The sequence below is a fragment of the Pseudothioclava alba genome, from assembly GCF_033100795.1.
Taxonomy (GTDB): domain Bacteria; phylum Pseudomonadota; class Alphaproteobacteria; order Rhodobacterales; family Rhodobacteraceae; genus Pseudothioclava.
The window spans coordinates 692579-717441 of sequence record NZ_JAWLVI010000001.1 but is presented as its reverse complement, the minus strand read 5'-3'; the positions used below and the strand labels follow the sequence as shown (position 1 = coordinate 717441).

The window sequence follows — 24863 nt, the reverse complement described above, 5'->3', positions numbered from 1 at the left end:
CTCAGCGCATGATGGCGTCAGGGTCGGCCGAGGCCGCGCGCCAGATCGGCACAAGGGTCGCGGCGACATAGGGCACAACGGTCAAAAGGGCGAGCGAGACAAGCTGTAGCGCGTCGATATGTGGCGTCAGGCGGAACTCGGGGTAGATCACGGCCCAGCCTTGCAAGACGGGGGCGAACAGCTTGCCTCCAAAGATGAAGACATGAGTGTAAGCCGCTGTTGTTCCGAATAAAAATGCGCCGACTGACACCAGTAATCCTTCCCAAAGCTTCATCGAAATCACATCGCGCGTGTCCCAGCCGATTGCCTTCAGGATGCCGATTTCGCGCGCCTCTTCGGCAGACAGCCCCGAGGCTTTCTCGGCGGCGAAAATCGCGAATGCGAGGATGGAAATCCCGGTCAGTGCCGCCAGCAGCCCCTCACGCCAGTCGAACAGTTTCTGATAGGTGCGCAGGATGTCATCGCGCGAGACAAAGCGCATCTCGGGAAGGTCGCGGCCTGCTTTCTCGACGATCTTGGCCACCTCGTTCGGGTTACGGATCGTGGCGACGACATCGGTGTAAAGCCCCTCTTCGATGCCGAAGAAGTCGCGGAAATCGGCCTCGTTCATCAGCATCAGATCCGCCGTCATCAGAGCCGAGTCCGTGCCGAAGGTGCGCGCCACATCGAAACGCTGTAAATCACCCACAAAGCGCGACAGAAACAGTGCGGCGCCCTCGAAGGTGAAGCCCCGCGCGCGCGGGATACCCTCGCCCAGAATGACATGGCGGGGCGGCGGGACCAGCTCGGGGTCGTTTGGGACCATCACGGTGTAATTCGCGCCGCTCACCCGGTCGTAGTAATAGCCCCAAAGCCGCCCGTGCGCGCCGCGAACGCCGCGGATCGCGGCGATGGTGTCCACCGTTTCGGCGCCGATTAGGTCCTGGCGGCCAAGGATCAGGCGTTGCACCGTCAGTTCGGGCGCGTCTTTCAGGACCAGCGCGGCCTCGTTGCGCATCGCGGTCGAGAAGAACATCACCGAGGCCAGCAGGAACACGACCAGCGCGTAAACCACGATCAGGGCTACGTTTTTACCTTTGCGCCGTGCCAGTGCAGACAGCGTGTAATCGGCAAGAGAGCGTTGGCGGTTCCACCAGCTATTCATCTGGAGATCTCCTCCGGCGTAAGACCAAGCGCGGTCTGCGGCGGAATGTCGGGGCGCGGCATCAGCGTGCCCGAAGGGAAGTGGTCGAACCCCGCCGGATGGTCCTGAAACGGCGTGTTCAGGTCCGCCAGCGAGGGGTGGCGGGTGTAGCGCGCCTCGGTGAAAAGCGCGATGTCGGTCAGGCCAAGCGCGCGGGTGATGTCGGCCTCTTGCGCAAGCCGCGCCGCATCCGCGCGCCGCGTCAGGGTGGCATGGGTCAGCTCAAGCGCCAGCACGCCCGCCAAAAGCGCAAGGGCGATGAAAACAGGAGTGCTGGGGCGGGCGGGCGTCATTCAAAGCGCCCCTGATCGAGATTGGCCAAAAGCGCGGGTGTGACCTCGGCAAAGGTCAGCAGAGCCTTGCCCTTATGGTCGCGCATGTATTCCTCGGCGTCGGCCTCGTTCAGAAGCGGCACAAGTTCGTGCCCCATCGGGCCAAGCACATCCGACCCCACCGCGTATAGCGCGGCTGTCGCCTCGATCCGCTCGATCCCGTAGTAATCGGTCACGCCCATGCCGGTGATCTGCGCGGCGGTGCGGCCTTGTGCGTATTTCGGCATGTCATTGAGGTATTTGAAGAAATCCTTGGCGCCGTCAAAGTGATCCGCTGATCCGTCGTCAAAGGCGACGGTGGCGATCCATTCGGGGTATTTCGCGACAAACATGCCGCAGACGGGGCAAATGTTGCCGGGCGCCGGTTCGGGCAGGTCGATGCGCGGCGCATCCGTGGCGCGCGCGCGGGCAGGCAGCATCATGCTGGCGGCAGAGACGCCCGCCAGAAGGCCCAAAGCCCGGCGCCGCGATGGGTGGTGATTGCACATGAGGGTATCCTTTCCGCTAGGCGGGCTGGCGCCCGAAAACGCCAGCCCGACAAAGGGTTATTGCGCTTTCTTCGCGGCTGCGCGCTTTTCGCCACGGCGTTTGCGAATAGCGATCGTGTCTTTTGCCATATCGGCATAGGCCAGCGTCAGCGCCTCGTCGAAAGACACGAGTTTCGCATTCGGACCCGCCGCAGCCTTGGCCTTTTCGGCATCGGTAAAGGCGAATTTCGACACCGCCGTCATCGTGCCCATCTTGTCGGGATCGACGACATAGGTCATCGCCAGCGCGTCACCAAGCGGCTTCATATCGCCGTCTGCGCCTGCGTCGCCCGCGTAAATCTTGACCGGCCCCTGATCCATGTTCAGCGACAGCGAGATCGCCGCGCAATGCAGCGAGCAGGTGCCGTCCACCGTGTCGTTTGCATAAACGATCAGGTGGCGGCTGTGGCTGAACATCTGGCGCATCATGCCGCAGTAGGGGCAGCGCGGGTATTTCTCGAACTCGCCGTTCAGCGGATCGGTATCGGTTTTCAGAAACCGCGTCAGGCCGTTTTCATCGGTCCATTGCATCGGGCTGAGCGGTTTCATGGCGGTTTCGGCCAGTGCGCCGGTGGCGGCAAAGGCAAGGCCGGTCGAGGTGGTCAGCAGAAAATCACGACGTTTCATGGTATTCCTCCATCTCACGCGGGCCACGCGGGAACGCAGCCTCGGGCGAGGGGTAAGTTTCGGGTTTTGTTTGGAAATCAGCGGAGAGCGTTGGGAAACGCTACCGCAAGGGACGCGGATCAGGCGAGGGGAGGGCCGCGGATTTCCGGTCTGATACTGCGGGCCTGTGCGGGAATGTGCTGATCGACGAGGGCATATGCGACCGGCACGATCACAGGGGCGGCAGCAAGGGCGACCGAAACCTCTGAGGGGTCATCGAAGCTGCAAACACTGGCCGAGGAGCAGACCGCGCAAGAGGCGGTCTTGCTGGTGGCCGGTTCGGTGGGCGCTTGCACCGGGCGGCCATCGGGGGTGACCCAGATGACACCTTCTCCGGTACAGATCTGCAAAAGGCCAAGGCGCGCCTCAGCCTCGCCGCGTCCGATGCTTCGGGCGGCGGTGGCGCCAAGGTGGTCGGTGGCCAGCAAAATCTGGAACAGCATGGCGGTAATCGCCAGGCTGCGCGCCGAGAACATCGCAGCGATCCACGCAAACACGCCGCGCAATAGCGCGGGGCTTCGGCCCTTGAGGGGCGCGGCAGCCTGTGATGCGGGTTTCGATGCGGTGTTCATGGTTCCTCTGCTAGCAGCGCGCGGGACGCAAAACATTGACCTTTATCAAATGCGCATCCGCAATGTCGATGATGCCGCGCGGGTGAGTTTGACTTCGCTCAATGTTATTTCGCGCGCGCGGGCTAAGGTTCTTGCGACATAGCGAAGGAGAACTGCCATGCGAGTCTTCACCGTCCTCGGCCCGTCGAACTCGGGAAAAACCAAACTTGTCGAGGCTTTGGTCGGGCTGGATGGGGCGCCGGGAAAGGCGCTTGCGGTTCCCGGTGTGGCCTCGGTGCAGAGCTTTGATTTCATGGGGGAGCCTTGGGCCGCGATCGACATCGCGGGCGGGGCCGAGAACCTTGCGCCCGTCGGGCCTGCGCTGGCGGCCTCGGATATTGCGGTGATCTGCGTGCCTGCGGATGCCGATGCGGCGGTGCTGGCCGCGCCCTATATGCGCATGGTCGAAGAGGCGGGCGTGCCCAGCATTATCTTCATCAACCGCATCGACGCGCCGCAAAGCCGCATCTCCGAGGTGGTCTCGGCGCTGCAAGCCTATTCGCGCCACCATATCGTGCTGCGCGAGGTGCCGATCCGCGAGGGCGACACGATTGTCGGTTTTGTTGATCTGGTGTCAGAACGCGCGTGGAAGTTCGAGGATGGTAAACATTCGACACTGATCGAAATGCCTGCCAGCGTGAAAGACCGCGAGGAAGAAGCGCGCGCGGAACTCCTTGAAAGCTATGCTGATTTCGACGATACGCTGATGGAAGAGCTGATCGAGGACAAACAGCCGATGGTCGAGGAGATCTACGACATCGCCTCGAAAACCATGCACCACCATGATCTTGTGGCCTGTTTCATGGGCTCGGCCGAGGAACGGCACGGCATCACCCGACTGATGAAGTCGCTGCGCCACGATGCGCCCGCGGTCGAGGTTGCGGGCGAACGTCTGGCGGGCAGTGCAATCGCCATTGGCGCGCTGGCCGATGTGGTCAAACACCTTGGCAAGATCGTGCTTCTGCGTGCGGTCGGCGGAGTAGTCGCGGGCGGCAAAGAGCTTGGCGGTGGCAATGTCGGTTCGATCACCGATCTGGATGCGAAAACGGCGCTTGGCACGCTGGAGCCGGGGCAGCTTGGGCTGGCGGTCAAATCCGATCACCTCTCGGCGGGGCGCGCCTTTGCGGGCGAGGCGGCGGCGCTGCCCGACTGGGCGCATGTCCACGCGTCGTCCTATCGGCGGATCATTACCCCCGAGCACGAGAAAGACGACAGCCGCCTGCTGACCGCGATTGAGCGGCTGGCCGAGATTGACCCGGGGCTTGTGGTCTCGCAGGACGAAAAGACAGGCAACCCCGTTCTGGCGACGCAAGGCCCGCTGCATCTGCGCCGGATGCTGGCGAAAATCGCGGATGATTTCGGGGTTGCGGTGCAAGAGGCCCGCGTGCCGCCCGCGCTGCGCGAAACCATCCGGCGCGGCACCGAAGTGCAGCATCGCCACCGCAAACAGACGGGCGGGGCGGGGCAGTTTGCCGATGTTGTGGTCGAGCTGCGCCCCGAGGCGCGCGGCTCGGGCTTTGCCTTTAGCGAGACCGTCAAGGGCGGCGCGGTGCCGCGCAACTATATCCCCTCGGTCGAGGCGGGTGCGCGCGATGCGCTGGCCGAAGGGCCGTTGGGCTTTCCGGTGGTCGATGTCTCGGTCGAGCTGAAAGACGGCAAGACCCATTCGGTCGACAGCTCGGACTACGCCTTCCGCACGGCGGGCAAAAACGCGATCCGCGAGGCGCTGGCCGAGGTCGGCACCGTGCTGTTGCAGCCGATCATGAAAATCGACATCCATGTGCCCTCGGTCTTCTCGGGGGCGCTGATGCCGCTGGTTTCGGGGATGAAGGGGCAGGTTCTGGGCTTTGAGGCCCACCCGAGCGCGGCGGGCTGGGATGTGTTTCAGGCGCTCTTGCCGATGGCGGCCGAAGACGATCTGTTCTCGGCGCTTGCGGGGGCGACGCGTGGCACGGCATGGTTCACCAGCGCCTTCGACCACTATCAGGAGGCACGCAAAGAGGATTTGGGCGATCTGGTTGCCGGATAGATCAGGCTATAGATCGTGATAGATGACGGGCCGCGCCGCGAGGGGCGGCCCGCGTTCATTTGTCAGCGCCTCCAGATCGCGTTTACGCAGGAACGGGCGGACGGGCGCGCCGTAATTGGTGCTGATCCGCTGCGGCGACAGCCAATAGGAAAACACCTTCGGGAAAACCCTGCGCAATTCGGCGATATTCGGGCCGGTCAGCATGATCTGCGCCATCACGCCAGGGTAGAAGGACTCGGCGGCAACCCCTTCGGCAAAGATTATCTGGTGGGCATCGAACATCAGATGGATATAGCTCACCTGCCGACACCCTTTTGCGATCCGCACCCCTGATCCGGGCCGCGCGGCGAGATGTTTGGCGCGCATAAGATGCCCGTCGGGCAGCAACAGCCCGTGCTGCTGCGAGACCAGAAGATCGCGCCGCGCACCAAGGGTTCCAGCGCCTATGCGCACGGGGCAAAGCTGGGGATGCGCGCGCAATTCGGACAGGCCGATCTCGCGCCGTCCGATCCAGCGGATCGGCTGCGCTCCGTGATCGAGCGTCGTGACCAGATCACCGACGCGCAGATCGTCGATCGGAACCTCTCCGCGCGGGGTTTGGATGGTGGTTCCGGATGCGAAACAGGTTGCGAAACTTGCCGAATACCGCTCCGCCTGCACCACGAAATTATTGTCGAGAAGGGAGTCGAGGGTGATCGAGCGGATCCCTTGTGCCTCAAGCGCGATCTGGTCGGCGTTATAGTCAAGCTCTGGCGCGAGATAGAGATTGCCGTTTGTATCCTGAAACACGATGGCCGAAATCGTCGCTGTCGTGCCATCGACATAGGTGATCGTGGCGCTGTATTCGCCTGCGCCGTCCATGGTCTGGTTCGGGCCGCCGTTGATCGAGAACGTGTCGTTGGCGAAGTTGTTGTCGATGTCATAGGCGGTCGGAGAACCCGCGCTATAGCCCGTAGAGCCCGGCGAAAATGTCTGGATATGGTTCACGAGCGGATCGCCCGCCGCGCCAAAGGTCGCGCCGACCAGCGCCGAGGCATTGTTCGAGAAAGCATCCCCCTCGGTCGGGTCGATGCTGGTCGCCGTGCCCAGAGAGAAGACGCTGAACGTCGTTGCCATCGTAAACCAAGAATTACGCCCCGCCCTGCAACCGAACCGGCAGAGCGACGCCTCGCTTCATCAAATCCGCGCTCACAGCTTGCGCGGGCCAAGCCAGACTACGGCTGCACGGTTTCCAAAGTGTTGAGGCTGGCCGGTAAATCATGGGTTTTCCCTAAAAGTTGCAACTTATAGGTGTGTTTCTCGCCTGTCTGGCGGATGAGCGCGGCTGCACTTCGCGCCTAACATTGTCTCCGGTGGCTCTGGTTATCCCGTGGTGGGGCGGGGCCCGATAAACCGCCGGACCTCCGGCATCCAACTGGTGGAGACTGTTATGAAAAACTTTGTTCTGAAAAATCTGTCGCGCATCCGCAAGGACGAGGAGGGTGTCACGCTCGTTGAATACGGGATCGCGCTGGCTTTGGCGGTGACGCTGGGAACGGCTGCGCTGAATACTCTGGCGACCGAAGTTGGCGGCTCGATGACTGCGGCTGGCACGGTGATGCCGAACTGACCTGATCTCGCGGCGGCGCTTGGGGGTGCCGCCGCAGAACCCTTTGCCCGAACAAGGAGACCTCCCATGCGTGTCGCATCCCTTTTGACCTTTACGGCGGGCCTTGCGGTGGCGGGGGGCTCGGCCTGGCTGGCAAGTGATTTCCTGAACGCGAAATACGCCCGTGCGGCGGATCAGGGCGACGGGCTGGTGACGGTCGTCGTTGCGGCCCAGAACATCCCCTTCGGCCAGACCATCGACGCGCATAAGCTGGAGACCCAGCCCTGGCCCGTCGCCGCGCTGCCCAAGGGCAGCTTTACCGCCTATGACAAGCTGTTGCCCGCAAGCGGCAGCCAGCCGCGTCGCGCCCGCGCTGCGATTGCGCAGGGCGAATTGCTGCTGGCCTCTAAACTCTCTGACTTTGGCGAGAAGGTGACGATTGTGCAGTCGCTCGGGCCGAATGCGCGCGCGATTGCGATCAAGGTGAATGCGGAAACGGGGGTTGGCGGGCTGGTGACGCCCGGTGATCGCGTCGATGTGCTGCTGACCCAAGGGCGCGAGCAAAGCCTGAAAACCGTGACGATCTTGCAAAATATCCGCGTGATCGGCGTCGATCAGGAAACCAATGACGCGTCGAACACCCCCGAGGTCGCCCGCACCGTGACGGTCGAGGTGACGCCAGAGGGCGGGCAAAAGCTCGCGCTGGCGCAGAAGGCGGGCACGCTGAGCCTGACGCTGCGCACGCTGGAGGAAAGCGAGGAGGTCGCGCTTGAGGCGATCGGGTTGCGCGATGTGCTGCGTGAGCCGGTGGTCGAAACGGCAGATGGCCCCGAGGCGCCTGCCGCCCGCACGGTCATTGTGCGCCGCGCGATGGTTGCGACGGAAACGGAGCTGCGTTGAGGGGGGGGCAGATGTCGGTCAAGCGGGGGCATATCGGGCGTTTTGCCGCTGCAGAAGACGGGACGATCCTTGTCTTCTGGGGGGTGAGCCTTGGTGTGCTTCTGGGGATTGTCGCTATGTCCTTTGATCTGGGGCGCACTGGTATCACCCGCACCGAATTGCAGGCTTTTGCCGATAATGTCGCGCTGTCGGCGGCGGGCGAGCTGGATGGCGGCGCCGATGCGCTGACCCGCGCCGCTGCCGCTGCCGCGCTGATTTCCGACCGTCAGACCTTTGGCGCGGCTGATCCTGATCTGGTGGGGGAGGCGGATTACACGCTGACCTACTACGCCGAGTTGCCTGCGTCCGATGCCAGCGCGCTGTCAACGCCCACGACCGATCCGGCGAAGGCGGCCTATGTGCGCGCAACCGTCTCCCCGACCACGGTCCCCGCGACCTTTGGCGCCGCCTTTGCCGCGCTGACGGGGGTGGATCACCATGATGAAAGCGCCACGGCTTCGGCGGTGGCGGGGTTCACGCTGCTGGCCTGCGACGTGACGCCGCTGATGTTTTGCCTGCCCGACGCCAGCTTCAAGGCCAAGGACAATATCGGCACGATGATCCGCCTGCGCTCGGGCGGCAGTGGCGCGGCCTGGGGACCGGGGGATTTCGGCTTTCTCGATCCGGGCAAGATACAGGTCGATGATAGCGGCGCTTGCGCGGGGCTGACAGGGGTGCAGCTTGACGCCTGCCTGATAGGGGCGGTCAGCAGCATCACCCAATGCTTCAACCAGCGCGGGGTGGATATTGAGCCGGGGCAGAAGGTGGGTATCGAGGACGCGATCTTCAATGTCCGCTTCGACATCTACCGCTCGATCATGAACGGCAAGCGCAATAATCCCGACTACGCGCCTGCACCCAATGTTATCAAGGGGATCGTTCCAAATGGCGGGGGCGCGTGTATCGGCGGCACGGCGGATGTTTCGCCCGATACGGTGGCGCTTCCGCGCGATGACTGCTTCGCGGCGGGCACCTGCACGCGCTACGGCGACGGCGGCTGGAGCACAGGGCGCACGAGCTATGTGAATGCGAATTACGCGGGCGACGACCCCTATCCGGCGGCGCTCACGCGGTATCAGTATTACCTTTCGGAAATCGCGGGCGCGGCGGGGGGCGATATTCTGTCGGGGCTGGCCGAGACCGGCTTGCCCTCCTGCTCGCACGCCGCGCCCGCTGGCCCTGACCGGCGCGTCATCATCGTCGCGGGGGTCGATTGCGCCGCGAACGAGATCAAGGGCGCGGCCACGGGCATTCCCGTCAAGGAATTCGTCAAGGTATTCCTGACGGAACCCGTCGGGCAGGATGGCTCTTCGCCGCCGCAACTGGATATCTGGGGCGAGGTCATCGGCTCGGCCAGCAACGGCGGCACGGGCGCAACAGGGGTTGGCGGCATCGTGCGCGATGTCGTCCAGCTTTACAGGTGATTGCGATGGGCGGGATGTTCCACAGGTTCCGGCGTGACGAGACAGGGGCGCAGCTTGTCGAGTTTGCGCTTGTGCTGCCGATGATGCTGCTGGTGTTTGCGGTGATCGTCGAGGGTGGTCGGCTGATGTGGTCCTATCAGGCGGTGGCTTCGGGGGTGCGCGATGCGACGCGCTATCTGGCCCGCGTGGCGCCGCGCGACATCTGCTCGGCTGGCGGGAGCGTGGCGGGCTACGAGGCAGCGCTGACGGGGATCGTGCGCAACTCGGCCTCGGGGGAGGCGCTGTTCCCGAGCGGGATTTCGGTCAATTCGGTCACGCCCTCGCTGGAGTGCTACACCGGCAGCTATCGCTCCTCCGAGGCGCCGATTGTCGGGGTGACGGCCGCGCTTCGGGTGACATTTCCGTTTGCGGGGCTGGTCAGTTTCGCAGGCGGCGGAACGCTTGGCACGATCGACACTTCGGTCTCCGATCAGGCGCGGGTCTACGGGTCATGAGCGGGCGCGCTGCATATCTGCTCCGCCGCTTCCGGCGCGATGAAAGCGGCGCGACGCTGGTCGAATTCGCGATGGTGATCGTGGTGTTTCTGCTCATCCTCTTCGGGCTGATCGACTTCGGGCGCTACGCCTTCCATCTGGTCGCGACCGAGCGCGCGATGCATGTGGCCGCGCGCGTTGCGGCGGTGCGCCCGCCCGCCTGCGCCGGTGTGCCCGCGATCCACAGGCGCTCGGCCAGTTCGACCACCGCGCCCGAGTTCGGCACAAGCTGCAATGCGGGCGCGGATATTTGCGCGAATGCGGGAATGATCACCTGCGCGGGCAGCGCGGGCAATGCCACCGCCGCCGAGGTCTGGGGGCTGGTGCAAGGCACGATGCCCAATGATGCGACCATTGCCGATCTGCGGTTCAGCTATGGCTACGACGCCAATCTGGGCTTTCTGGGCGGCCCCTATGTTCCTGTTGTTACTGTCGAATTGTCCAATGTCACCTTTCGCTTCGTCTCGCCTCTGGCGGCGCTGGTCGCGCTGGCAGGAGGGGCGGCGGACCCCGCGCTTGGCGCCGATATAACCCTGCCTGCGATGAGCGTTTCGCTGCCAGGCGAAGATCTGGCGCAGGGCGCGGACGGATGACCTGAAAGAAGGATCAAGGCTATGAACAAGAATGAAAAATCCATCGTCCTGATTTCAGAGGACAGCGCGTTGAATCAGCGTCTCGACAGCCTGCTGGGGGCCGAGCCGTCGCTGGTCCTGAACCAATGCCCCGCGACGCTGGCGCAGATGAACGGCAAGGCGCAGGAGATGGCGCAGTCGACCGACCTGATCATTTTCCGCCCCGAGGCCGATCTGGAGCGCGACCTTGCCGCGCTAGAGGGTATCCGCGCGACGGGCGGGCAGGCGCGGCTTTTGGCGCTCAGCCGCGGGGATGTGTCGCTCGCGCAGGCGCGGCGTCTGATGCAGGCGGGTGTGGCCGAGGTGGTGCCCGATACGGTGGATGACACGGAACTGGGGCAGGTGGTGAGCCGCCTGACGGTGGGGCGGCGCCTGACGCTGGCGGCCTCGCCCGAGCCGCAGGGCGCGGTGATCGCGGTGGCCAAGGCGCGCGGCGGCGTGGGGGCAACGACGCTGGCGGCGAACCTTGCTTTTGCGCTGCGCGGGCCGAACCGGCGCTTTGGCAAAACCCCGCCGCGGCCGGTGGTTCTGGTCGATCTGGATGTGCAGTTCGGCGCGGTTGCGGGCTTTGTCGATCTGCCCCCGAACGAGGCGCTGTTCCGCATGGCGCTGGACGGGATCGAGCCGGACAGTTTTTTCGTCGAACAATCGGTCGCGGAGGCACCCTCTGGCCTGCCGGTGCTGGCCGCGCCCGAGGGGTTCATGCCGCTCGACGCGCTTCGGCCAGCGCAGATCGCACGGCTGATTTCCACGCTTCGGGCGCGGTTTGATTTCGTGGTGATCGACCTGCCGCAGGCGATGGTCGACTGGCTTGTGCCGGTGCTGGAAGCGGCGGACCGGCTGTATCTGGCCTGTGACGCTTCGGTGCCCTGTGTGCAGCAGGCGCGCCGGCTGATCGACTTTTACCACGAGGCGAATATGGCGCTGCCGGTCGAGGTGGTGATCTCGCAGGGCAGGAAGCCCTTGTTCCCCTCGCGCCGGATCACCGAGGCCGCGAAGGTGCTGGAACAGCCGTTGCGCCACTGGCTGCCCTCTGACCCGAAACACGCGACCGAGGCGATGGATCGCGGGCGCCCGCTGGCGCAGGTGGCGCGTGGTGCCGCGCTGACCCGTGCGATTTGCCATCTGGCGAAAGACCTGACAACCCGGCTGGCCTGTGACGTGCAGACCTCGCGTCATCCTGACGAAAGGAGCTGACCCATGTTCAAAGAATTTACCGACTTCGGGCGCCGCAGCGACAAGGCCAAGGTCGTCCCTTTCACGAAAACCGAAACCCCCGTCGAACTTCCGCTTGAACCTGCGGATGAGGCGCTGCAAAACGCGCTCGACCTCAAGAGCCGGATGCATGAGGTGCTGCTGGAGCGCCTGAACCTCTCGGTGATCGACAAGGTCGAGGTGGACGAACTGCGCCACGATGTTGCCGCGCTGGTGAAAGAGGAACTCCGCGCGGGCCAGATCCCGATCCGCCCCGAGGAGTTCACCCGCCTCGTGAACGAGCTGATCGACGAGGTTCTGGGGCTTGGGCCGCTGGAGCCTTTGATGGCCGATCCGACGGTCAACGATATTCTGGTGAACGGGCCGCGCAATGTCTTTGTCGAACGCCACGGCGTGCTGGAGCGCGCCCGCGCGCGGTTCCGCGACGAGCGCCATCTGATGCGGATCATCGAGAAGATCGTCTCGCGTGTCGGGCGTCGGGTCGATGAAAGCAACCCTTGGGTCGATGCGCGCCTTGAGGACGGCAGCCGTGTGAACGCGATCATCCGGCCCTGCGCGATTGACGGGCCAAGCCTGTCGATCCGCAAATTCTCACGCAATCCCTTGACGCTGGAGCGGCTGGTCGAGCATGGCGCGCTGAACGAGCAGGCGATGCGGTTCTTGCGTGCGCTGGTGGCGGCGCGGCTGAACATCCTGATTTCGGGCGGGACAGGCTCGGGTAAGACGACGCTTCTGAATGCGATTTCCTCTGCCATTGACGGGCGCTCGCGGATTGTCACGATCGAGGACGCGGCCGAATTGCAGCTCCAGCAAGAGCATGTCGTGCGCCTGGAAACCCGCCCGCCGAACCCGAACGGGCAGGGCGCGGTGGCGCAGCGCGATCTGGTGCGTAACGCGCTGCGGATGCGCCCCGACCGGATCATCGTGGGCGAGGTGCGCGGCGCCGAGGCTTTCGATATGTTGCAGGCGATGAACACGGGCCACGATGGTTCGATGACCACGGTTCACGCCAATTCGGCCCGCGACGCCATTAGCCGGATCGAACAGATGGTGACGATGATCGGGGCCGATCTGCCCTTGTCCGCGATCCGTTCGCAGGTGGCGGCGGGGTTGCAGATCGTGGTGCAACTGGCGCGGCTGGCCGATGGCACGCGGCGTGTCCTGAGTATCAGCGAGATCACCGGCCTCGAAGGATCGGTGGTGTCGATGCAGGACATCTTTGTGTTCCGCAAACTGGGCAAGACCGAGGACGGGCGGATCCTGGGCGAGTTCACGCCCACCGGCATCCGCCCTCGCTGCGCCGAGGCGCTGATTGCCGCAGGCGTGCCCTTTGATCCGGCGGATTTCGTGGTGCGGAGGTCGTCATGATCGGGGACGTTTTGCAGGACCGCGCGCTGGTCTACCTGTTCTATTGCGGGATTATGCTGGGTGTTTTGCTGGCCTTCAGCGCGCTTGCGGGCGCGTTGCGCCGTGGCGAGACCCGCGCCGAGGCGCGCTCGCGCCGGTTGCGGATGGTGGCCGAGGGAAGCCCGGTCGAGGAACGTCTGGCAGTGCTGAAACCGCCACCCGTCCGGACCGGATTTGCCCGCGTGCCGGTGCTGGGGGTGGTGCCGGCTGCGCTGAAACGCGCGGGCGTGCCGCTGTCGGCGCCTGCCTTCTTTGGCCTGTGCGCGCTTTTGGCGGGGGTGACGCTGGTCACCCTGACGCCGTTGATCGGGGGCGGGGGGGCGGCGCTGGTGGCGCTGGCGTCGGGCCTCGGGCTGCCACTGGTTGCGCTGCGCATCCGGCTGCGCAAACAGGCCGACGCGCTGGTCGCGCAATTGCCTGACGCGCTGGAACTGATGGCGCGGGGGCTGCGGGTCGGGCATCCGCTGAATGCCTCGATCGGGGCGGTTGCGCAGGAGATGGCCGACCCGATCGGCACCGAGTTCGGCATCGTCTTCGATCAGGTGAACTATGGCGACGATCTGCCCGAGGCGTTTCAGGATTTTGCCGACCGCGTCGATCTGGAGGATGTGCATTATCTCTCGGCCAGCATCGGTATCCAGCACGGTAGCGGTGGCGATCTGGCCCGCGTGATCGAGGTTCTGGCCCGCGTGATCCGTGGCCGCGCGGCACTCCGGCGCAAGATCAAGGCGATCTCGTCGGAGGGGCGCGCTTCGGCGGCGTTTCTCTCGGCGCTGCCTTTCATCATGTTCGGCTTCACCTCGGTTTCGTCGCCCAATTACTACGGTGGCGTGATGGATGACCCGCTGTTCACGCCGATGGCGGCGGCGGTGGTCGGGCTGACGCTGGTCAATGCGCTGGTGCTGCAAAAGCTGGTCAATTTCCACGTCTGAACAGGAGGGCGCGATGCTGGACATTCTGGAGATGCTGACGCGAAGCCTTGGGGTGACGCCGGAAACCGTTTTTGCGGGCGGGATTGCGGGCGGCGTGGGGCTAGGGCTTTGGGGCGTCTACGCGGGGTTTTTCCGCGCCGATCCGGTGGCCGCGCGGATGGCCTCTATCGCAGGTGCGCGCCGCCAGTCACGGCTGGACCGCGCGCTTTTGCTGGCACCAAGCGAGACACCGGGGCGGCTGATGAAAGCCTTTGTGCCGAGCGAGAAAGCCGCGCAGGGCAGCCTGCGGCTCCAGCTTGCACAGGCGGGGCTGAACGGGCCGCAGGCGCTGCGCAACTATACCATTGCGCGGGTGGTGCTGGCGCTAATCCTGCCGCTGGCGATGCTGGGGCTTGTGCTAAGCGCGCGCACGCCGGGGCTGTCGCTGCCGCTTGGTCTCTCGGAGAGGTTGGGCGGCATGAGCGCGCTTGGCATCTACCAGATGCTGACGGTGCTGGTCGCGCTTGGCTATTTCGCGCCGCGCTACTGGCTGCAAAACCGCATCACCGAGCGCAGGCTGCGCATCGAAGAGAGCTTCCCAAATGCGCTTGATCTGCTGCAAATCTCGATCGAGGCGGGGCTGGGGTTCGATGCGGCGATGACGCGGGTCGGCAACGAGTTGATGCATAGCGCGCCCGATCTGGCGGTGGAAATCCTTAGCGTGCAGCATCAGGTTCAGGCGGGGCGGATGCGCGACGCGGCGCTGAACGACATGGCCGAGAGGATCGGGCTGGAGACGGTGCGCTCTTTCGCCAATGTCGTTCGCCAGTCGATCCAGTTCGGCACTTCGATGGCGCAGGCGCTGACCACCTATGCGGACGAGCTGCGCAACATCCGCGAGATGCGCGCGCAGGAAATGGCGAACAAACTGCCGGTGAAAATGTCGATGGTGATGGCCTCGCTGATGCTGCCCGCGCTGATTACGCTGACGGTGGGTCCGGTTGTTATCCGATATGTGCAGCAATTCTGAGTGGCGATTCGTTTCCTCCCTTTCCGGCGGAAGATCGCGCGCAATATAGTTGCGCGTGCGCGTCGGGATTCCTGCCGGATTTACCACCAAAGGTTGTAAATTCTGTGCTTCGTGGATGGAAATAGCTAATATCATTGACAAAATTCCCCCGCCGAGATGAAAATCAAAAGTATGTAGCAAATATACTTTATGGTGTTCGTTTGGGGGTGTGACCATGAAGGACTTGGATAGAGATCCTCTCGGGTCAAGTCGGTTGCGTGCGATTGAAGCTGGTATGATCGGGGCGGTTGCGCAGTGGTGCGAATGTTTGCACGGCGCGGACCCTGTGCTGAAAGCCTTGGAAGTTCTGGGAAAAAGCATCGAGGCCGAGGCGGTTCTGCTCTCGCGCCATTCGCGGACCCTGGGGGCAAAGGCGCGGGTTCTGGTCTGGGACCGCCAACCGAAAACAGTTCTGGGCGGGCGGTTGGAGCGCTCTTATGCGGCCTCGGTCCTGGGGGCGTATTTCGACAAGGCCCGTCCCGGCAGCCTGTGGTTTAAAACGATGGTCGAAGACAGTCTGGGCAGCGATCTGATCGCCTTCCATTCGAACCGCCATCTGCGCGAACTGGTCGTGGTGCCGCTTGAATCGAAGGAGCGCTCGGTTGATTTTCTGGAAATCCATCTGACCGACAAGCCGCGTAATTATCAGCAAGCGGTGCTGAATATGCTTGCGCCGATGCTGGCGAAGACCTGGCATAACCGTGCCAGCGGGCTGTTTACCGAAAGCCTGTTGCGCATGACGGTGCGGCCGCAGCACGTCAGCGATGGTGTGCCGATCCTGAGCGCGGACAACCCTGCGGGGCTGAGCCGCGCGGAGTATCGGGTCTGTCTGCTGCTGAGCCGCGGCAAGACGATGGACGAGCTTAAATCCGAGCTTGGCATCGGTGAATCGACGTTGCGCACACATCTGAGCCATCTTTACGCCAAGACGGGTTCGGCCAACGCGGGCGAGCTGATCTACCGGCTTGTCGCGGCCGAGCCGTTCATGGCCGACGGGGGCTGCTCTGATCGGGTGGCGTGATGCGCGCTGATCTGCTTTTGCTGGCCCTTGTCTTGCCCCTCGTTGTTGCGGCAGCGCTGAGCGATCTGCGCCGGCTGAAAATTCCCAATAGCTATGTCCTTGTCGCGGTTGTGATTTTTCTGGGCGTGGCGCCGGTTTTGCTGACGCTGGACGATCTCGGGGCGCGGGTGCTTGGTGCGGGGATCGCCTTGGCCATCGGGTTTGTGCTCTTTGGGTTGCGACTGTTTGGGGGCGGCGATGTAAAGATGATGGCGGCCTTGATGCTGTTTGTGCCGGTCGGGGCGAGTGCGCTGTTTATGCAGATGTTTTCGCTGGCTTTGCTGGTCACGGCGGGGGGGATGCTGTTCGTGCAGCGCGCGGGCGGGCATCCTGATTGGGCCAGCGTGCAGGCGCGCGGCAAGATGCCTGTCGGGGTGCCGATGGCGCTGGCGGTGGCGGGGTTGCTGATCCTGCTATGAGTTTGCTTGCACGAAATCTGGATCTGCCCCTGCATGGACGGCGGCGATATTGCCCTTGACGGCCCCTACGAAACTCCGCATCCTCGCACCACGTCAGGGGAGTCCCGCCTAGGGGACTGAGAGGCTGAGTGGGGGCAACCCCGGTGAAGCGACCCTTTGAACCTGACCCAGTTGATGCTGGCGTAGGAAGACCGAAGGGCATTCCCTCCATTTCATGCGGAGCGGTCCTTTCGGGCCGCTTTGGCCCATTTCAGGGGCGCGCGGTCCCTTTCTGCCTAAAGTTTCACTTGGGTCTCATCGCTTGAGGAGACCGAAATGAAAGACCCTATCCCGACCATCACCACGGGCGCCTTGCCCGCCTCGCGCAAGACCTATGTCGCGGGGCAGATCCATGACATCCGCGTGCCGATGCGCGAGATCGAGATCTCGAACGAGGCGCCGCTGAGGGTCTATGACAGCTCGGGGCCGTATACCGATCTAGGCGTGCGGATAGATATTTCCAAAGGGCTGGCTCCGGTGCGCGGCGAATGGCAGCTCGCGCGGTGCGACGCCGAGGCCTACGAGGGCCGCACCGTCACCTCGGCCGACAACGGTTTTGCTGAAGGCGCGCGCCTGACGCCCGCCTTCCCCGAACAGTGTGCGCCCTTGCGCGCTGTTGGCGACAAGGCAATCACCCAACTTGCCTATGCCCGCGCGGGCATCATCACTCCCGAGATGGAGTTCGTCGCGATCCGCGAAAATCAGGGCCGCGTCGAGGCCTGGACCGAGGCGCGTGACGGCGAGGATTTCGGCGCCGCCATTCCCGATCTGGTGACGCCCGAATTCGTGCGTCAGGAAATCGCCGCGGGCCGCGCGATCATCCCCGCCAACATCAACCACCGCGAGCTGGAACCCGTTATCATCGGGCGCAACTTCCTGGTGAAGATCAACGCGAATATCGGCAATTCGGCGGTGACTTCCAGCATGGAGGAAGAGGTCGAAAAGATGGTCTGGGCGATCCGCTGGGGGGCGGATACGGTGATGGACCTCTCGACCGGGCGCAACATCCACAACATCCGCGACTGGATCATCCGCAACGCGCCGGTGCCGATCGGGACGGTGCCGCTTTATCAGGCGCTTGAAAAGGTGGGCGGCATTGCCGAAGACCTGACGTGGGAGGTGTTCCGCGACACGCTGATCGAGCAGGCCGAGCAGGGCGTCGACTATTTCACCATCCACGCGGGCGTGCGCCTGCACATGATCCCGATGACGGCCAAGCGCGTGACGGGGATCGTGTCGCGCGGTGGCTCGATCATGGCTAAATGGTGCCTGCATCATCACCGCGAGAGCTTCCTCTATGAGCATTTCGACGAGATTTGCGACATCTGCCGCAAGTATGACGTGTCCTTCAGCCTTGGTGACGGGCTGCGCCCCGGCTCGATCGCGGACGCCAACGATCAGGCGCAATTCGCCGAACTGCGCACCTTGGGCGAACTGACGAAAATTGCCTGGGCGAAGGACTGTCAGGTGATGATCGAGGGGCCGGGCCATGTGCCGATGCACAAGATCAAGGCCAATATGGACGAGCAGCTCAAGCACTGCCATGAGGCGCCGTTCTACACGCTCGGGCCGCTGACCACCGATATTGCGCCGGGCTATGACCATATCACCAGCGCCATCGGCGCGGCGATGATCGGGTGGTTCGGCACCGCGATGCTGTGTTACGTCACGCCGAAAGAGCACCTTGGCCTGCCCGACCGCGACGACGTGAAAACCGGCGTGATCACCTATAAGCTGGCGGCCCATGCGGCGGATCTTGCCAAGGGGCATCCGGGTGCGCAACTGCGTGATGATGCGCTAAGCCGCGCGCGGTTCGAGTTCCGCTGGCAGGATCAGTTCAACCTCTCGCTCGACCCCGATACGGCGCGCGAGATGCACGATGAAACCATGCCTGCGCAGGCGCATAAGGTGGCGCATTTCTGCTCGATGTGCGGGCCGAAGTTCTGCTCGATGCGGATTTCGCACGACATTCGGGCCGAGGCCGAAAAGCAACAGGGCATGGCCGAGATGGCCGGTAAGTTTCGCGAAAAGGGGGAGCTTTACCTCCCCGCCGAGGAGCCTGCGCAATGATGTTCTCGGTTCTGGGTGCAGGGGTGGCGGGGCTGTGCACCGCCACCGCCCTGGCTGAACGCGGGGCGCGGGTCGAGGTGATCGACCCCGATCCTGATCCGACGGGGGCGTCCTATTACGCAGGCGGGATGCTGGCCCCTTTTTGCGAGGGCGAGGCCGCGCCCGAAGTGGTTGTGACCACGGGACAATCGGCGCGCGAGTGGTGGGCGGCGCGGGTGCCGGGTGTGGTGGTTGCGGGCACGCTGGTCGTGGCGCCGCCGCGCGATCAGGCCGAGCTGGACCGCTTTGCGCGCGCCACGCGTGGGCATTCCTGGGTTGATCCGGGCAGCCTTGAGCCTGATCTGGCGGGGCGCTTTGCGCGGGCTTTGCATTTCGCGGACGAGGCGCATCTTGACCCGCGCGCGGCCTGCAAGGCGCTGATTGCGCGGCTGACCGACATGGGTGCCGAGCTGTTCTTCGGCACGGGCGCGCACCCGCGCGGACAGATCGTCGATTGTCGCGGCTTGGCAGCGCTTGACCTGCTGCCCGAACTGCGCGCCGTGCGCGGCGAGATGCTGATGCTGCACACCGACGAGGTGACGCTTGCGCGCCCCGTGCGGCTGCTGCATCCGCGTTTCCCGTGCTACATCGTGCCGCGCGGGCAGGGGCGCTTTATGGTCGGTGCGACGATGGTCGAAAGCGATGATGCTGGGCCGATTACTGCGCGCGCGACGATGGAGCTGCTCTCGGCGGCCTACGCGCTGCACCCCGCTTTTGCCGAGGCCAAGATAATCGAGACCGGCGCGGGCCTGCGTCCCTCTTTGCCCGACAACGTGCCGTCCGTGCAGTTCCGCGCGGACCGGATTTTCGTCAACGGCCTTTACCGGCACGGGTTCCTGATGGCTCCCGCATTGGCCGAAGAGGTCGCCCAAACCGTTTTTCAGGAGAAAGCCCATGCGTCTTGAGGTGAATGGAACCGCGCGCGAGGTTGCGGCGGAAACGCTTGATGCGCTGCTGGTCGAGATCGGGGTCGATCTGGCCTCGGTCGCGACCGCGCTGGATGGCGAGTTTGTGCCGCGTGGCCAGCGCGCCGCAACGCCGCTGACCGATGGGGCGCGGGTCGAGATCGTCGCGCCGATGCAGGGGGGCTGATAGATGTTCTACGGTATAGACCTGTCGTCGCGGCTGATGCTGGGGACGGCGCAATACCCCTCGCCACGGGTTCTGGCCGAGGCGATTGCGGCCTCGGGCGCCGAGGTCATCACCGTCAGCCTGCGCCGCGAAGGCGCGGGGGGCGGGGCGTTTCGGGAAATCCTTAAAGGGCTGAACTGCCGCCCTTTACCCAATACCGCCGGGTGTCACTCGGTGAAAGAGGCGGTCACGACCGCACAAATGGCGCGCGAGGTGTTCGGCACGAACTGGATCAAGCTCGAGGTCATCGGCCATGCCGATACGCTCCAGCCTGACCCCTTCGCGCTGGTCGAGGCCGCGCGGGTGCTCTGCGCCGACGGGTTCGAGGTGTTCCCCTACACGACCGAAGACCTGATCGTGGGCGAACGGCTGCTGGAGGCAGGTTGCAAGGTGCTGATGCCTTGGGGCGCGCCGATCGGTTCGGGGCAGGGGCTGCGCAATCGCGACGGGCTGCGCACGATGCGCGCGCATTTCGCGGGCGTGCCGCTGGTGGTTGACGCTGGCATCGGTGCGCCCTCGCAGGCGGCCGAGGCGATGGAGATGGGCTTTGACGCGGTGCTTCTGAACACGGCTGTTGCCAAGGCGCTGGACCCGGTCGCGATGGCGCGCGCCTTCGGGCAGGCGGTCGCGGCGGGGCAGGCGGCCCACACCGCGGGGCTGATGCCCAAGCGCGATATGGCCGAGGCCTCCACCCCGATCTTCGGTATGGCGGAGCTGGTTTGATGGAGCGCTTCTATCTGATCGTGGGCCATGTCGGGCGGCTGGAACTGCTGGTGCCGCAGGGCGTCAGGTTGGTGCAGTTGCGCCTTAAGGACCAGCCCGAAGCCGAGGTCCGCCGCCAGATCGCGCGGGCGCGCGATTTCTGCGCGGTGCATGGCGCGCAGCTTGTGGTGAACGACTATTGGCAGATCGCGCTTGATCTGCGCTGTTCCTTTGTCCATCTGGGGCAGGAGGATATGGAAACGGCTGATTTTGTCGCGCTCAGGCGTGCGGGCGTGCGCTATGGCCTCTCCACCCATGACGAGGCCGAGCTGGACCGCGCGCTGGCGCTTGATCCGGCCTATGTCGCGCTTGGGCCGGTCTATCCGACGCTTCTGAAACAGATGAAATGGGGGCCGCAGGGGCTTGAACGTGTGGCTGCATGGAAGGCACGGGCGGGCAAGGTGCCGCTGGTTGCCATCGGTGGGCTGACGCCCGAACGGCTGGCAGGCGTGTTTGCGGCAGGCGCGGATAGTGCCGCCGTCGTGACCGATATTCAGCAGGCCACCGACCCCGAGGCGCGCTGTCGCGAGTGGCTGGCGGCGACTGCCTGAGCGAAACGGGCCCGCCATTGGTCACAGGGAGCTGCAACCGATGGCGGGCCCGCCGTTCGAACCCGTGAAGCCAGCCGGAGGTGCGGGATTAAGTTCCGGCCGGCAAGGGAGGTTCGTCGCGTAACCCATGTATTTCAATGGGGTTTCTGTCTTTGGCGGTTATTCGATCCCGCCAAAGACCATGTTCTTGATCTCAAGGTAGTCGTCGCAGCCGTATTTCGAGCCTTCACGCCCGATCCCCGATTGTTTGACGCCGCCGAAGGGGGCGACCTCGGTTGAGATGAGGCCGGTGTTGATGCCGACCATGCCGGTTTCAATCGCTTCGGCGACGCGCCAGATGCGGGCGATGTCGCGCGAGTAGAAATAGCCTGCCAGCCCGAACTCGCTGGCGTTTGCCATCTCGATCGCATCGGCCTCGGTCTCGAATTTGACCAGGGGCGCAAGCGGGCCGAAGGTCTCTTCCGAGGCGACGCGCATCTTTTGCGTCACTCCCGTCACGATGGTCGGTTCAAAGAAGGTGCGGCCAAGGTTCGACCGGCTGCCACCCTTCATCACCGCGCCACCCTTGGCGACCACATCCGCGATATGTGCCTCGACCTTGGCGACTGCGGCCTCGTTGATCAGGGGGCCGGTGGTGACGCCTTCGTCAAAGCCGTTGCCCAGCTTCAGCGTGTCGATCTTTGCCGCCAGTTTCGCCGCGAACGCGTCATACACGCCCGCCTGCACATAGATACGGTTCGCGCAGACGCAGGTCTGGCCCGCGTTGCGGAACTTGGCGATCAGCGCGCCCTCGACAGCCGCATCCAGATCGGCGTCGTCGAACACAAGGAACGGCGCGTTGCCACCCAGTTCGAGCGAGAGCTTCTTGATCGTCTCGGCTCCCTGACGCATCAGGATCTTGCCGACACGGGTCGAGCCGGTAAAGGTGATCTTGGCGACCTTCGGGTTGGCGCACAGCTCCTCGCCCACGCCCGAGGCATCGGTCGAGGGGATGACGTTGAACACGCCCGCAGGCACGCCTGCGCGCTCGGCCAGCTTGGCCAGCGCCAGCGCCGAAAGCGGCGTCAGTTCGGACGGCCGCGCGACAAAGGTGCAGCCTGCCGCAAGCGCGGGCGCCATCTTGCGCGCCAGCATCGCGTTGGGGAAGTTCCACGGCGTGATCGAGCCGACAACGCCCACGGGTTGCTTGATGACCACAATGCGCTTGTCGCGCTGGTGGCCGGGGATCACATCGCCATAGATGCGCTTGGCTTCTTCGGCGAACCATTCGACATAGGACGCGCCATAAAGGATCTCGCCGCGCGCTTCGGCCCAGGGCTTGCCCATCTCGGCGGTCAGGATCGTCGCCAGATCGTCAGCGTTTTCCAGCATCAGCTCGTAAAGCTTGTGCAGCACCGCCGAACGTTCCTTGCCGGTCCAGGCGGCCCAAGCGGGCTTGGCGGCATAGGCGGCATCAATCGCGTCTGCCACAGAAGCCGGAGCCATATCCGTCACCTGCGCCAGAACCTCGCCGGTAGCGGGATTCTCGACCGCGAAGGTCGCGCCGGTTTCGATCCACGCGCCATTCACATAGGCGCGGGTTTCCAGAAGGGTTTTGTCTTTCAGGTCGCGCATCTTATGCCCCCCGTGCCGCTTTGATCGCGGCTTCCAGAATGTCCAGCGCTTCGGCGAAATGTGCCTCGTCAATGGTCAGCGGCGCAAGGAAGCGGATCACGTTAGCATAGACGCCGCAGGTCAAAAGCACGAGGCCACGGTTCAGCGCCTCAAGCCGGATGCGGTTGGTCAGATCGGCATCCGGCACGCCATCGGTGATGAACTCGGCCGCGACCATAAAGCCCGGACCGCGGATCTCGGCCATCTCGGGGGTGGTTTTCTGGATCTCGGCCAGGCGAGCCTTGAGGCGCTCGCCCAGATCATTGGCGCGGGCACAAAGCCCCTCTTCCTCGATCACATCCATAACCGCGTTGCCAGCCGCAATCCCCAGCGGGTTGCCGCCATAGGTGCCGCCCAGACCGCCCGGATCGGCGGCGTCCATGACCTCGGCCTTGCCGGTGACAGCGGCAATCGGCATACCGCCGCCCAGACCCTTCGCCATCGTCGTCAGATCGGCGGCGATGCCATAGCCTTCCATCGCGAACAGGGAGCCGGTGCGGGCGAATCCGGTTTGCACCTCGTCGGCGATCATCACGATGCCATGCGTGTCGCAAAGCTCACGGATGCGGGCCACAAGGTCTTGCGGCGCCGGATAGAAGCCGCCTTCGCCCTGCACGGGCTCAAAGATGATAGCGGCAACGCGGGCCGGATCGAGGTCGGCCTTGAACAGCTTGTCAAGCGCGGCAAGGCTATCGGCGGTGGTGACGCCATGCAGGCCGGTCGGGAAGGGCACGTGATAGACGTCGGGCATCATCGCGCCGAAGCCCTTTTTATAGGGAACGACCTTGCCGGTCAGCGTCATGCCCATAAAGGTGCGCCCGTGGAAGCCGCCACCAAAGGCGATAACTGCGGGGCGGCCCGTGTAGGCGCGCGCGATTTTGATTGCGTTTTCAACGGCCTCGGCGCCGGTGGTCACGAAGATCGACTTCTTGGCGAAATCGCCCGGAACGGCGGCGTTCAGACGCTCGGCCAGACGGACATAGGGCTCGTAGGGCAGAACCTGATGGCAGGTGTGGGTGAATGCGTCGAGTTGCGCTTTCACGGCCTCCATGACCTTGGGGTGGCAATGGCCGGTGTTGACCACCGCGATACCGGCGGCAAAGTCGATCAGGCGGTTGCCGTCAGCGTCGGTGACGATGGCGTTCTCGGCCTTGGTGACAAAGTTCTGGGTCATCACACCAACGCCACGGGCGAGGGCGGCGGTGCGGCGGGCGTGGAGGTCTGCGTTCGACATGGGAATCTCCGGGGTTGGCTCTGCAGAAGTGCGTAGCGTTAAATTTTTTATCATGCAATGTTTAATTTATGTCGCGCATCTGCTAAGGCAGAGGCGAATGCGGCGTTGAGTTGTTGGGAAAAGGCGCCTAAACAGGTCCGGCATGAGCAGAGGTGAAATGGTGAGCGAATTCGATGTGGGCGCGCGGCTAAAAGATGTGCGCGAGGCGAACCAGATGTCGCAACGCGAACTGGCGACGCAATCGGGGGTGACTAACGGGTTGATCTCGTTGATCGAGCGCAACAAGACCAGCCCGTCGATTTCTTCGCTAAAGCGCATTTTGGCGGTGTTTGATATGTCGCTTTCGGATTTCTTCGAGGCGCCGGATCGCGTGCAGGACAAGTTCGTTTTTCGCCATGCGGAGTTGACGGAAATCAACCCCGCGCGCATTTTTCAAACCGCCAGTGGGGACGGTTTGCAGGCGCTTTCGCTAAAGCGTGTCGGCTCGGGCGGGGATGAAAGCACGCTGTTGATGCTGTATGAAACCTACGAGCCGGGCGCGGATACCGGGCCCGAGCTTTATGCGCACGAGGGCGAGGAAAGCGGCTATGTCATTTCGGGCGAGTTGCTGCTGACCGTGGGGGATCGGACCGAGGTCTTGCAGGCGGGTGACGCCTATCAGTTTTCCAGCCGCATCCCGCACCGGTTTCGCAATGTCGGGGCCGAGCCTTGCGTGATAGTGTCGGCCTGCACGCCGCCTAGTTTCTGATGATTGTGTGCATAAATTAAACATTAAGCGTGGGGGTGTTTAATTCTGCCTGCAATGAAAAGCCCGAACGCGGTGAGGCGTCCGGGCCGGT

26 protein-coding genes and 1 riboswitch are annotated in these 24863 nt (G+C 64.0%); of the genes, 18 read left to right on the top strand and 8 right to left on the bottom strand.

The features are described from left to right. Window position 1: 1 nt before the first annotated feature. The 5 genes from RYZ20_RS03490 to RYZ20_RS03470 form a co-directional block, all read right to left on the bottom strand. A complete protein-coding gene (locus RYZ20_RS03490) occupies window positions 2-1144 on the bottom strand; it encodes an ABC transporter permease (RefSeq protein ID WP_317670477.1) in 1143 nt (380 codons plus the stop codon). Next, window positions 1141-1476 (bottom strand): hypothetical protein, encoded by a 336-nt coding sequence (locus RYZ20_RS03485; protein WP_317670476.1) that lies wholly within the window; start codon window positions 1474-1476, stop codon window positions 1141-1143. Before RYZ20_RS03485 ends, RYZ20_RS03490 begins: the two co-directional genes overlap by 4 nt. Beyond that, complete coding sequence (locus RYZ20_RS03480) at window positions 1473-2003, bottom strand: nitrous oxide reductase accessory protein NosL (protein WP_317670475.1); 531 nt, start codon at window positions 2001-2003, stop codon at window positions 1473-1475. Before RYZ20_RS03480 ends, RYZ20_RS03485 begins: the two co-directional genes overlap by 4 nt. Window positions 2004-2060: 57 nt before the next feature. Further along, complete coding sequence (locus RYZ20_RS03475; protein ID WP_317670474.1) at window positions 2061-2669, bottom strand: nitrous oxide reductase accessory protein NosL; 609 nt, start codon at window positions 2667-2669, stop codon at window positions 2061-2063. Window positions 2670-2788: 119 nt separating this feature from the next. After that, on the bottom strand, window positions 2789-3280 hold the full coding sequence (locus RYZ20_RS03470) for a DUF2946 family protein (RefSeq protein WP_317670473.1): 492 nt from the start codon (window positions 3278-3280) through the stop codon (window positions 2789-2791). Window positions 3281-3437: 157 nt separating this feature from the next. On the opposite strand from RYZ20_RS03470, the gene RYZ20_RS03465 reads away from it, so the two are divergent. After that, window positions 3438-5348, top strand: a complete 1911-nt coding sequence (locus RYZ20_RS03465; RefSeq protein ID WP_317670472.1) for an elongation factor G — start codon at window positions 3438-3440, stop codon at window positions 5346-5348. Window positions 5349-5354: 6 nt separating this feature from the next. Here the strand turns inward: RYZ20_RS03465 and RYZ20_RS03460 are convergent, their stop codons facing one another. After that, window positions 5355-6464 (bottom strand): Hint domain-containing protein, encoded by a 1110-nt coding sequence (locus RYZ20_RS03460; protein WP_317670471.1) that lies wholly within the window; start codon window positions 6462-6464, stop codon window positions 5355-5357. 313 nt (window positions 6465-6777) lie between these two features. Here RYZ20_RS03460 and RYZ20_RS03455 point away from each other — a divergent pair, with 313 nt between their 5' ends. The 16 genes from RYZ20_RS03455 (at window position 6778) to RYZ20_RS03380 (ending at window position 21137) form a co-directional block, all read left to right on the top strand. Then, complete coding sequence (locus RYZ20_RS03455; RefSeq protein WP_317670470.1) at window positions 6778-6957, top strand: Flp family type IVb pilin; 180 nt, start codon at window positions 6778-6780, stop codon at window positions 6955-6957. A gap of 66 nt (window positions 6958-7023) precedes the next feature. Beyond that, window positions 7024-7836, top strand: a complete 813-nt coding sequence (cpaB, locus tag RYZ20_RS03450) for a Flp pilus assembly protein CpaB (protein WP_317670469.1) — start codon at window positions 7024-7026, stop codon at window positions 7834-7836. Window positions 7837-7847: 11 nt separating this feature from the next. Beyond that, complete coding sequence (locus RYZ20_RS03445; protein ID WP_317670468.1) at window positions 7848-9299, top strand: pilus assembly protein TadG-related protein; 1452 nt, start codon at window positions 7848-7850, stop codon at window positions 9297-9299. Window positions 9300-9304: 5 nt separating this feature from the next. Next, window positions 9305-9793: a TadE/TadG family type IV pilus assembly protein gene (locus RYZ20_RS03440; RefSeq protein WP_317670467.1), complete on the top strand. Its 489-nt coding sequence runs from the start codon at window positions 9305-9307 to the stop codon at window positions 9791-9793. Next, on the top strand, window positions 9790-10425 hold the full coding sequence (locus tag RYZ20_RS03435; protein ID WP_317670466.1) for a TadE/TadG family type IV pilus assembly protein: 636 nt from the start codon (window positions 9790-9792) through the stop codon (window positions 10423-10425). The genes RYZ20_RS03440 and RYZ20_RS03435 overlap by 4 nt, the downstream gene beginning before the upstream one ends. A gap of 21 nt (window positions 10426-10446) precedes the next feature. Further along, window positions 10447-11661: a CpaE/TadZ family protein gene (locus RYZ20_RS03430; protein WP_317670465.1), complete on the top strand. Its 1215-nt coding sequence runs from the start codon at window positions 10447-10449 to the stop codon at window positions 11659-11661. 3 nt (window positions 11662-11664) lie between these two features. Further along, window positions 11665-13047, top strand: a complete 1383-nt coding sequence (locus RYZ20_RS03425) for a TadA family conjugal transfer-associated ATPase (protein WP_317670464.1) — start codon at window positions 11665-11667, stop codon at window positions 13045-13047. Beyond that, window positions 13044-14018 (top strand): type II secretion system F family protein, encoded by a 975-nt coding sequence (locus RYZ20_RS03420; RefSeq protein WP_317670463.1) that lies wholly within the window; start codon window positions 13044-13046, stop codon window positions 14016-14018. Before RYZ20_RS03425 ends, RYZ20_RS03420 begins: the two co-directional genes overlap by 4 nt. Before the next feature lie 13 nt (window positions 14019-14031). Continuing rightward, a complete protein-coding gene (locus RYZ20_RS03415) occupies window positions 14032-15027 on the top strand; it encodes a type II secretion system F family protein (protein WP_317670462.1) in 996 nt (331 codons plus the stop codon). A 253-nt stretch (window positions 15028-15280) separates the two neighbouring features. Continuing rightward, a complete protein-coding gene (locus tag RYZ20_RS03410; RefSeq protein ID WP_317670461.1) occupies window positions 15281-16087 on the top strand; it encodes a helix-turn-helix transcriptional regulator in 807 nt (268 codons plus the stop codon). Next, window positions 16087-16545, top strand: a complete 459-nt coding sequence (locus tag RYZ20_RS03405; RefSeq protein WP_317670460.1) for an A24 family peptidase — start codon at window positions 16087-16089, stop codon at window positions 16543-16545. Before RYZ20_RS03410 ends, RYZ20_RS03405 begins: the two co-directional genes overlap by 1 nt. Before the next feature lie 85 nt (window positions 16546-16630). Next, window positions 16631-16751: riboswitch (TPP riboswitch) on the top strand. Between the two features lie 109 nt (window positions 16752-16860). Then, entirely contained in the window at window positions 16861-18654 is a 1794-nt protein-coding gene (gene thiC, locus RYZ20_RS03400) for a phosphomethylpyrimidine synthase ThiC (protein WP_317670459.1), read from the top strand. Next, a complete protein-coding gene (gene thiO / locus RYZ20_RS03395) occupies window positions 18654-19598 on the top strand; it encodes a glycine oxidase ThiO (RefSeq protein ID WP_411572323.1) in 945 nt (314 codons plus the stop codon). Before thiC ends, thiO begins: the two co-directional genes overlap by 1 nt. Next, complete coding sequence (gene thiS, locus RYZ20_RS03390; RefSeq protein WP_317670457.1) at window positions 19588-19785, top strand: sulfur carrier protein ThiS; 198 nt, start codon at window positions 19588-19590, stop codon at window positions 19783-19785. The genes thiO and thiS overlap by 11 nt, the downstream gene beginning before the upstream one ends. A 3-nt stretch (window positions 19786-19788) precedes the next feature. Next, window positions 19789-20547 (top strand): thiazole synthase, encoded by a 759-nt coding sequence (locus RYZ20_RS03385; protein WP_317670456.1) that lies wholly within the window; start codon window positions 19789-19791, stop codon window positions 20545-20547. Next, the gene (locus RYZ20_RS03380; RefSeq protein WP_317670455.1) at window positions 20547-21137 is read left to right on the top strand and encodes a thiamine phosphate synthase; all 591 of its coding nucleotides are present in this window, start codon (window positions 20547-20549) and stop codon (window positions 21135-21137) included. Before RYZ20_RS03385 ends, RYZ20_RS03380 begins: the two co-directional genes overlap by 1 nt. Window positions 21138-21296: 159 nt before the next feature. On the opposite strand, the gene RYZ20_RS03375 is transcribed toward RYZ20_RS03380, so the two are convergent. Then, window positions 21297-22751 carry an NAD-dependent succinate-semialdehyde dehydrogenase gene (locus RYZ20_RS03375; protein WP_317670454.1) on the bottom strand — a complete coding sequence of 485 codons (1455 nt, stop codon included), beginning with the start codon at window positions 22749-22751 and terminating at the stop codon, window positions 21297-21299. Between the two features lies 1 nt (window position 22752). Next, window positions 22753-24024: a 4-aminobutyrate--2-oxoglutarate transaminase gene (locus RYZ20_RS03370; protein WP_317670453.1), complete on the bottom strand. Its 1272-nt coding sequence runs from the start codon at window positions 24022-24024 to the stop codon at window positions 22753-22755. Window positions 24025-24184: 160 nt separating this feature from the next. Between RYZ20_RS03370 and RYZ20_RS03365 the strand changes: the two genes are divergently transcribed. Beyond that, on the top strand, window positions 24185-24772 hold the full coding sequence (locus tag RYZ20_RS03365; RefSeq protein ID WP_317670452.1) for a cupin domain-containing protein: 588 nt from the start codon (window positions 24185-24187) through the stop codon (window positions 24770-24772). Window positions 24773-24863 lie beyond the last annotated feature (91 nt).

What these genes read in the sequence shown, in the direction of transcription:
- RYZ20_RS03430 (WP_317670465.1), top strand. Translation starts at nt 10,447, where the DNA reads ATGAACAAGAATGAAAAATCCATCGTCCTGATTTCAGAGGACAGCGCG.
- RYZ20_RS03370 (WP_317670453.1), bottom strand. Translation starts at nt 24,024, where the DNA reads ATGTCGAACGCAGACCTCCACGCCCGCCGCACCGCCGCCCTCGCCCGT.
- RYZ20_RS03475 (WP_317670474.1), bottom strand. Translation starts at nt 2,669, where the DNA reads ATGAAACGTCGTGATTTTCTGCTGACCACCTCGACCGGCCTTGCCTTT.
- RYZ20_RS03445 (WP_317670468.1), top strand. Translation starts at nt 7,848, where the DNA reads ATGTCGGTCAAGCGGGGGCATATCGGGCGTTTTGCCGCTGCAGAAGAC.
- RYZ20_RS03380 (WP_317670455.1), top strand. Translation starts at nt 20,547, where the DNA reads ATGGAGCGCTTCTATCTGATCGTGGGCCATGTCGGGCGGCTGGAACTG.
- RYZ20_RS03460 (WP_317670471.1), bottom strand. Translation starts at nt 6,464, where the DNA reads ATGGCAACGACGTTCAGCGTCTTCTCTCTGGGCACGGCGACCAGCATC.
- RYZ20_RS03435 (WP_317670466.1), top strand. Translation starts at nt 9,790, where the DNA reads ATGAGCGGGCGCGCTGCATATCTGCTCCGCCGCTTCCGGCGCGATGAA.
- RYZ20_RS03425 (WP_317670464.1), top strand. Translation starts at nt 11,665, where the DNA reads ATGTTCAAAGAATTTACCGACTTCGGGCGCCGCAGCGACAAGGCCAAG.
- RYZ20_RS03375 (WP_317670454.1), bottom strand. Translation starts at nt 22,751, where the DNA reads ATGCGCGACCTGAAAGACAAAACCCTTCTGGAAACCCGCGCCTATGTG.
- RYZ20_RS03470 (WP_317670473.1), bottom strand. Translation starts at nt 3,280, where the DNA reads ATGAACACCGCATCGAAACCCGCATCACAGGCTGCCGCGCCCCTCAAG.
- thiO (WP_411572323.1), top strand. Translation starts at nt 18,654, where the DNA reads ATGTTCTCGGTTCTGGGTGCAGGGGTGGCGGGGCTGTGCACCGCCACC.
- RYZ20_RS03415 (WP_317670462.1), top strand. Translation starts at nt 14,032, where the DNA reads ATGCTGGACATTCTGGAGATGCTGACGCGAAGCCTTGGGGTGACGCCG.
- RYZ20_RS03480 (WP_317670475.1), bottom strand. Translation starts at nt 2,003, where the DNA reads ATGTGCAATCACCACCCATCGCGGCGCCGGGCTTTGGGCCTTCTGGCG.
- cpaB (WP_317670469.1), top strand. Translation starts at nt 7,024, where the DNA reads ATGCGTGTCGCATCCCTTTTGACCTTTACGGCGGGCCTTGCGGTGGCG.
- RYZ20_RS03490 (WP_317670477.1), bottom strand. Translation starts at nt 1,144, where the DNA reads ATGAATAGCTGGTGGAACCGCCAACGCTCTCTTGCCGATTACACGCTG.
- RYZ20_RS03405 (WP_317670460.1), top strand. Translation starts at nt 16,087, where the DNA reads ATGCGCGCTGATCTGCTTTTGCTGGCCCTTGTCTTGCCCCTCGTTGTT.
- thiS (WP_317670457.1), top strand. Translation starts at nt 19,588, where the DNA reads ATGCGTCTTGAGGTGAATGGAACCGCGCGCGAGGTTGCGGCGGAAACG.
- RYZ20_RS03455 (WP_317670470.1), top strand. Translation starts at nt 6,778, where the DNA reads ATGAAAAACTTTGTTCTGAAAAATCTGTCGCGCATCCGCAAGGACGAG.
- RYZ20_RS03420 (WP_317670463.1), top strand. Translation starts at nt 13,044, where the DNA reads ATGATCGGGGACGTTTTGCAGGACCGCGCGCTGGTCTACCTGTTCTAT.
- RYZ20_RS03465 (WP_317670472.1), top strand. Translation starts at nt 3,438, where the DNA reads ATGCGAGTCTTCACCGTCCTCGGCCCGTCGAACTCGGGAAAAACCAAA.
- RYZ20_RS03385 (WP_317670456.1), top strand. Translation starts at nt 19,789, where the DNA reads ATGTTCTACGGTATAGACCTGTCGTCGCGGCTGATGCTGGGGACGGCG.
- thiC (WP_317670459.1), top strand. Translation starts at nt 16,861, where the DNA reads ATGAAAGACCCTATCCCGACCATCACCACGGGCGCCTTGCCCGCCTCG.
- RYZ20_RS03440 (WP_317670467.1), top strand. Translation starts at nt 9,305, where the DNA reads ATGGGCGGGATGTTCCACAGGTTCCGGCGTGACGAGACAGGGGCGCAG.
- RYZ20_RS03485 (WP_317670476.1), bottom strand. Translation starts at nt 1,476, where the DNA reads ATGACGCCCGCCCGCCCCAGCACTCCTGTTTTCATCGCCCTTGCGCTT.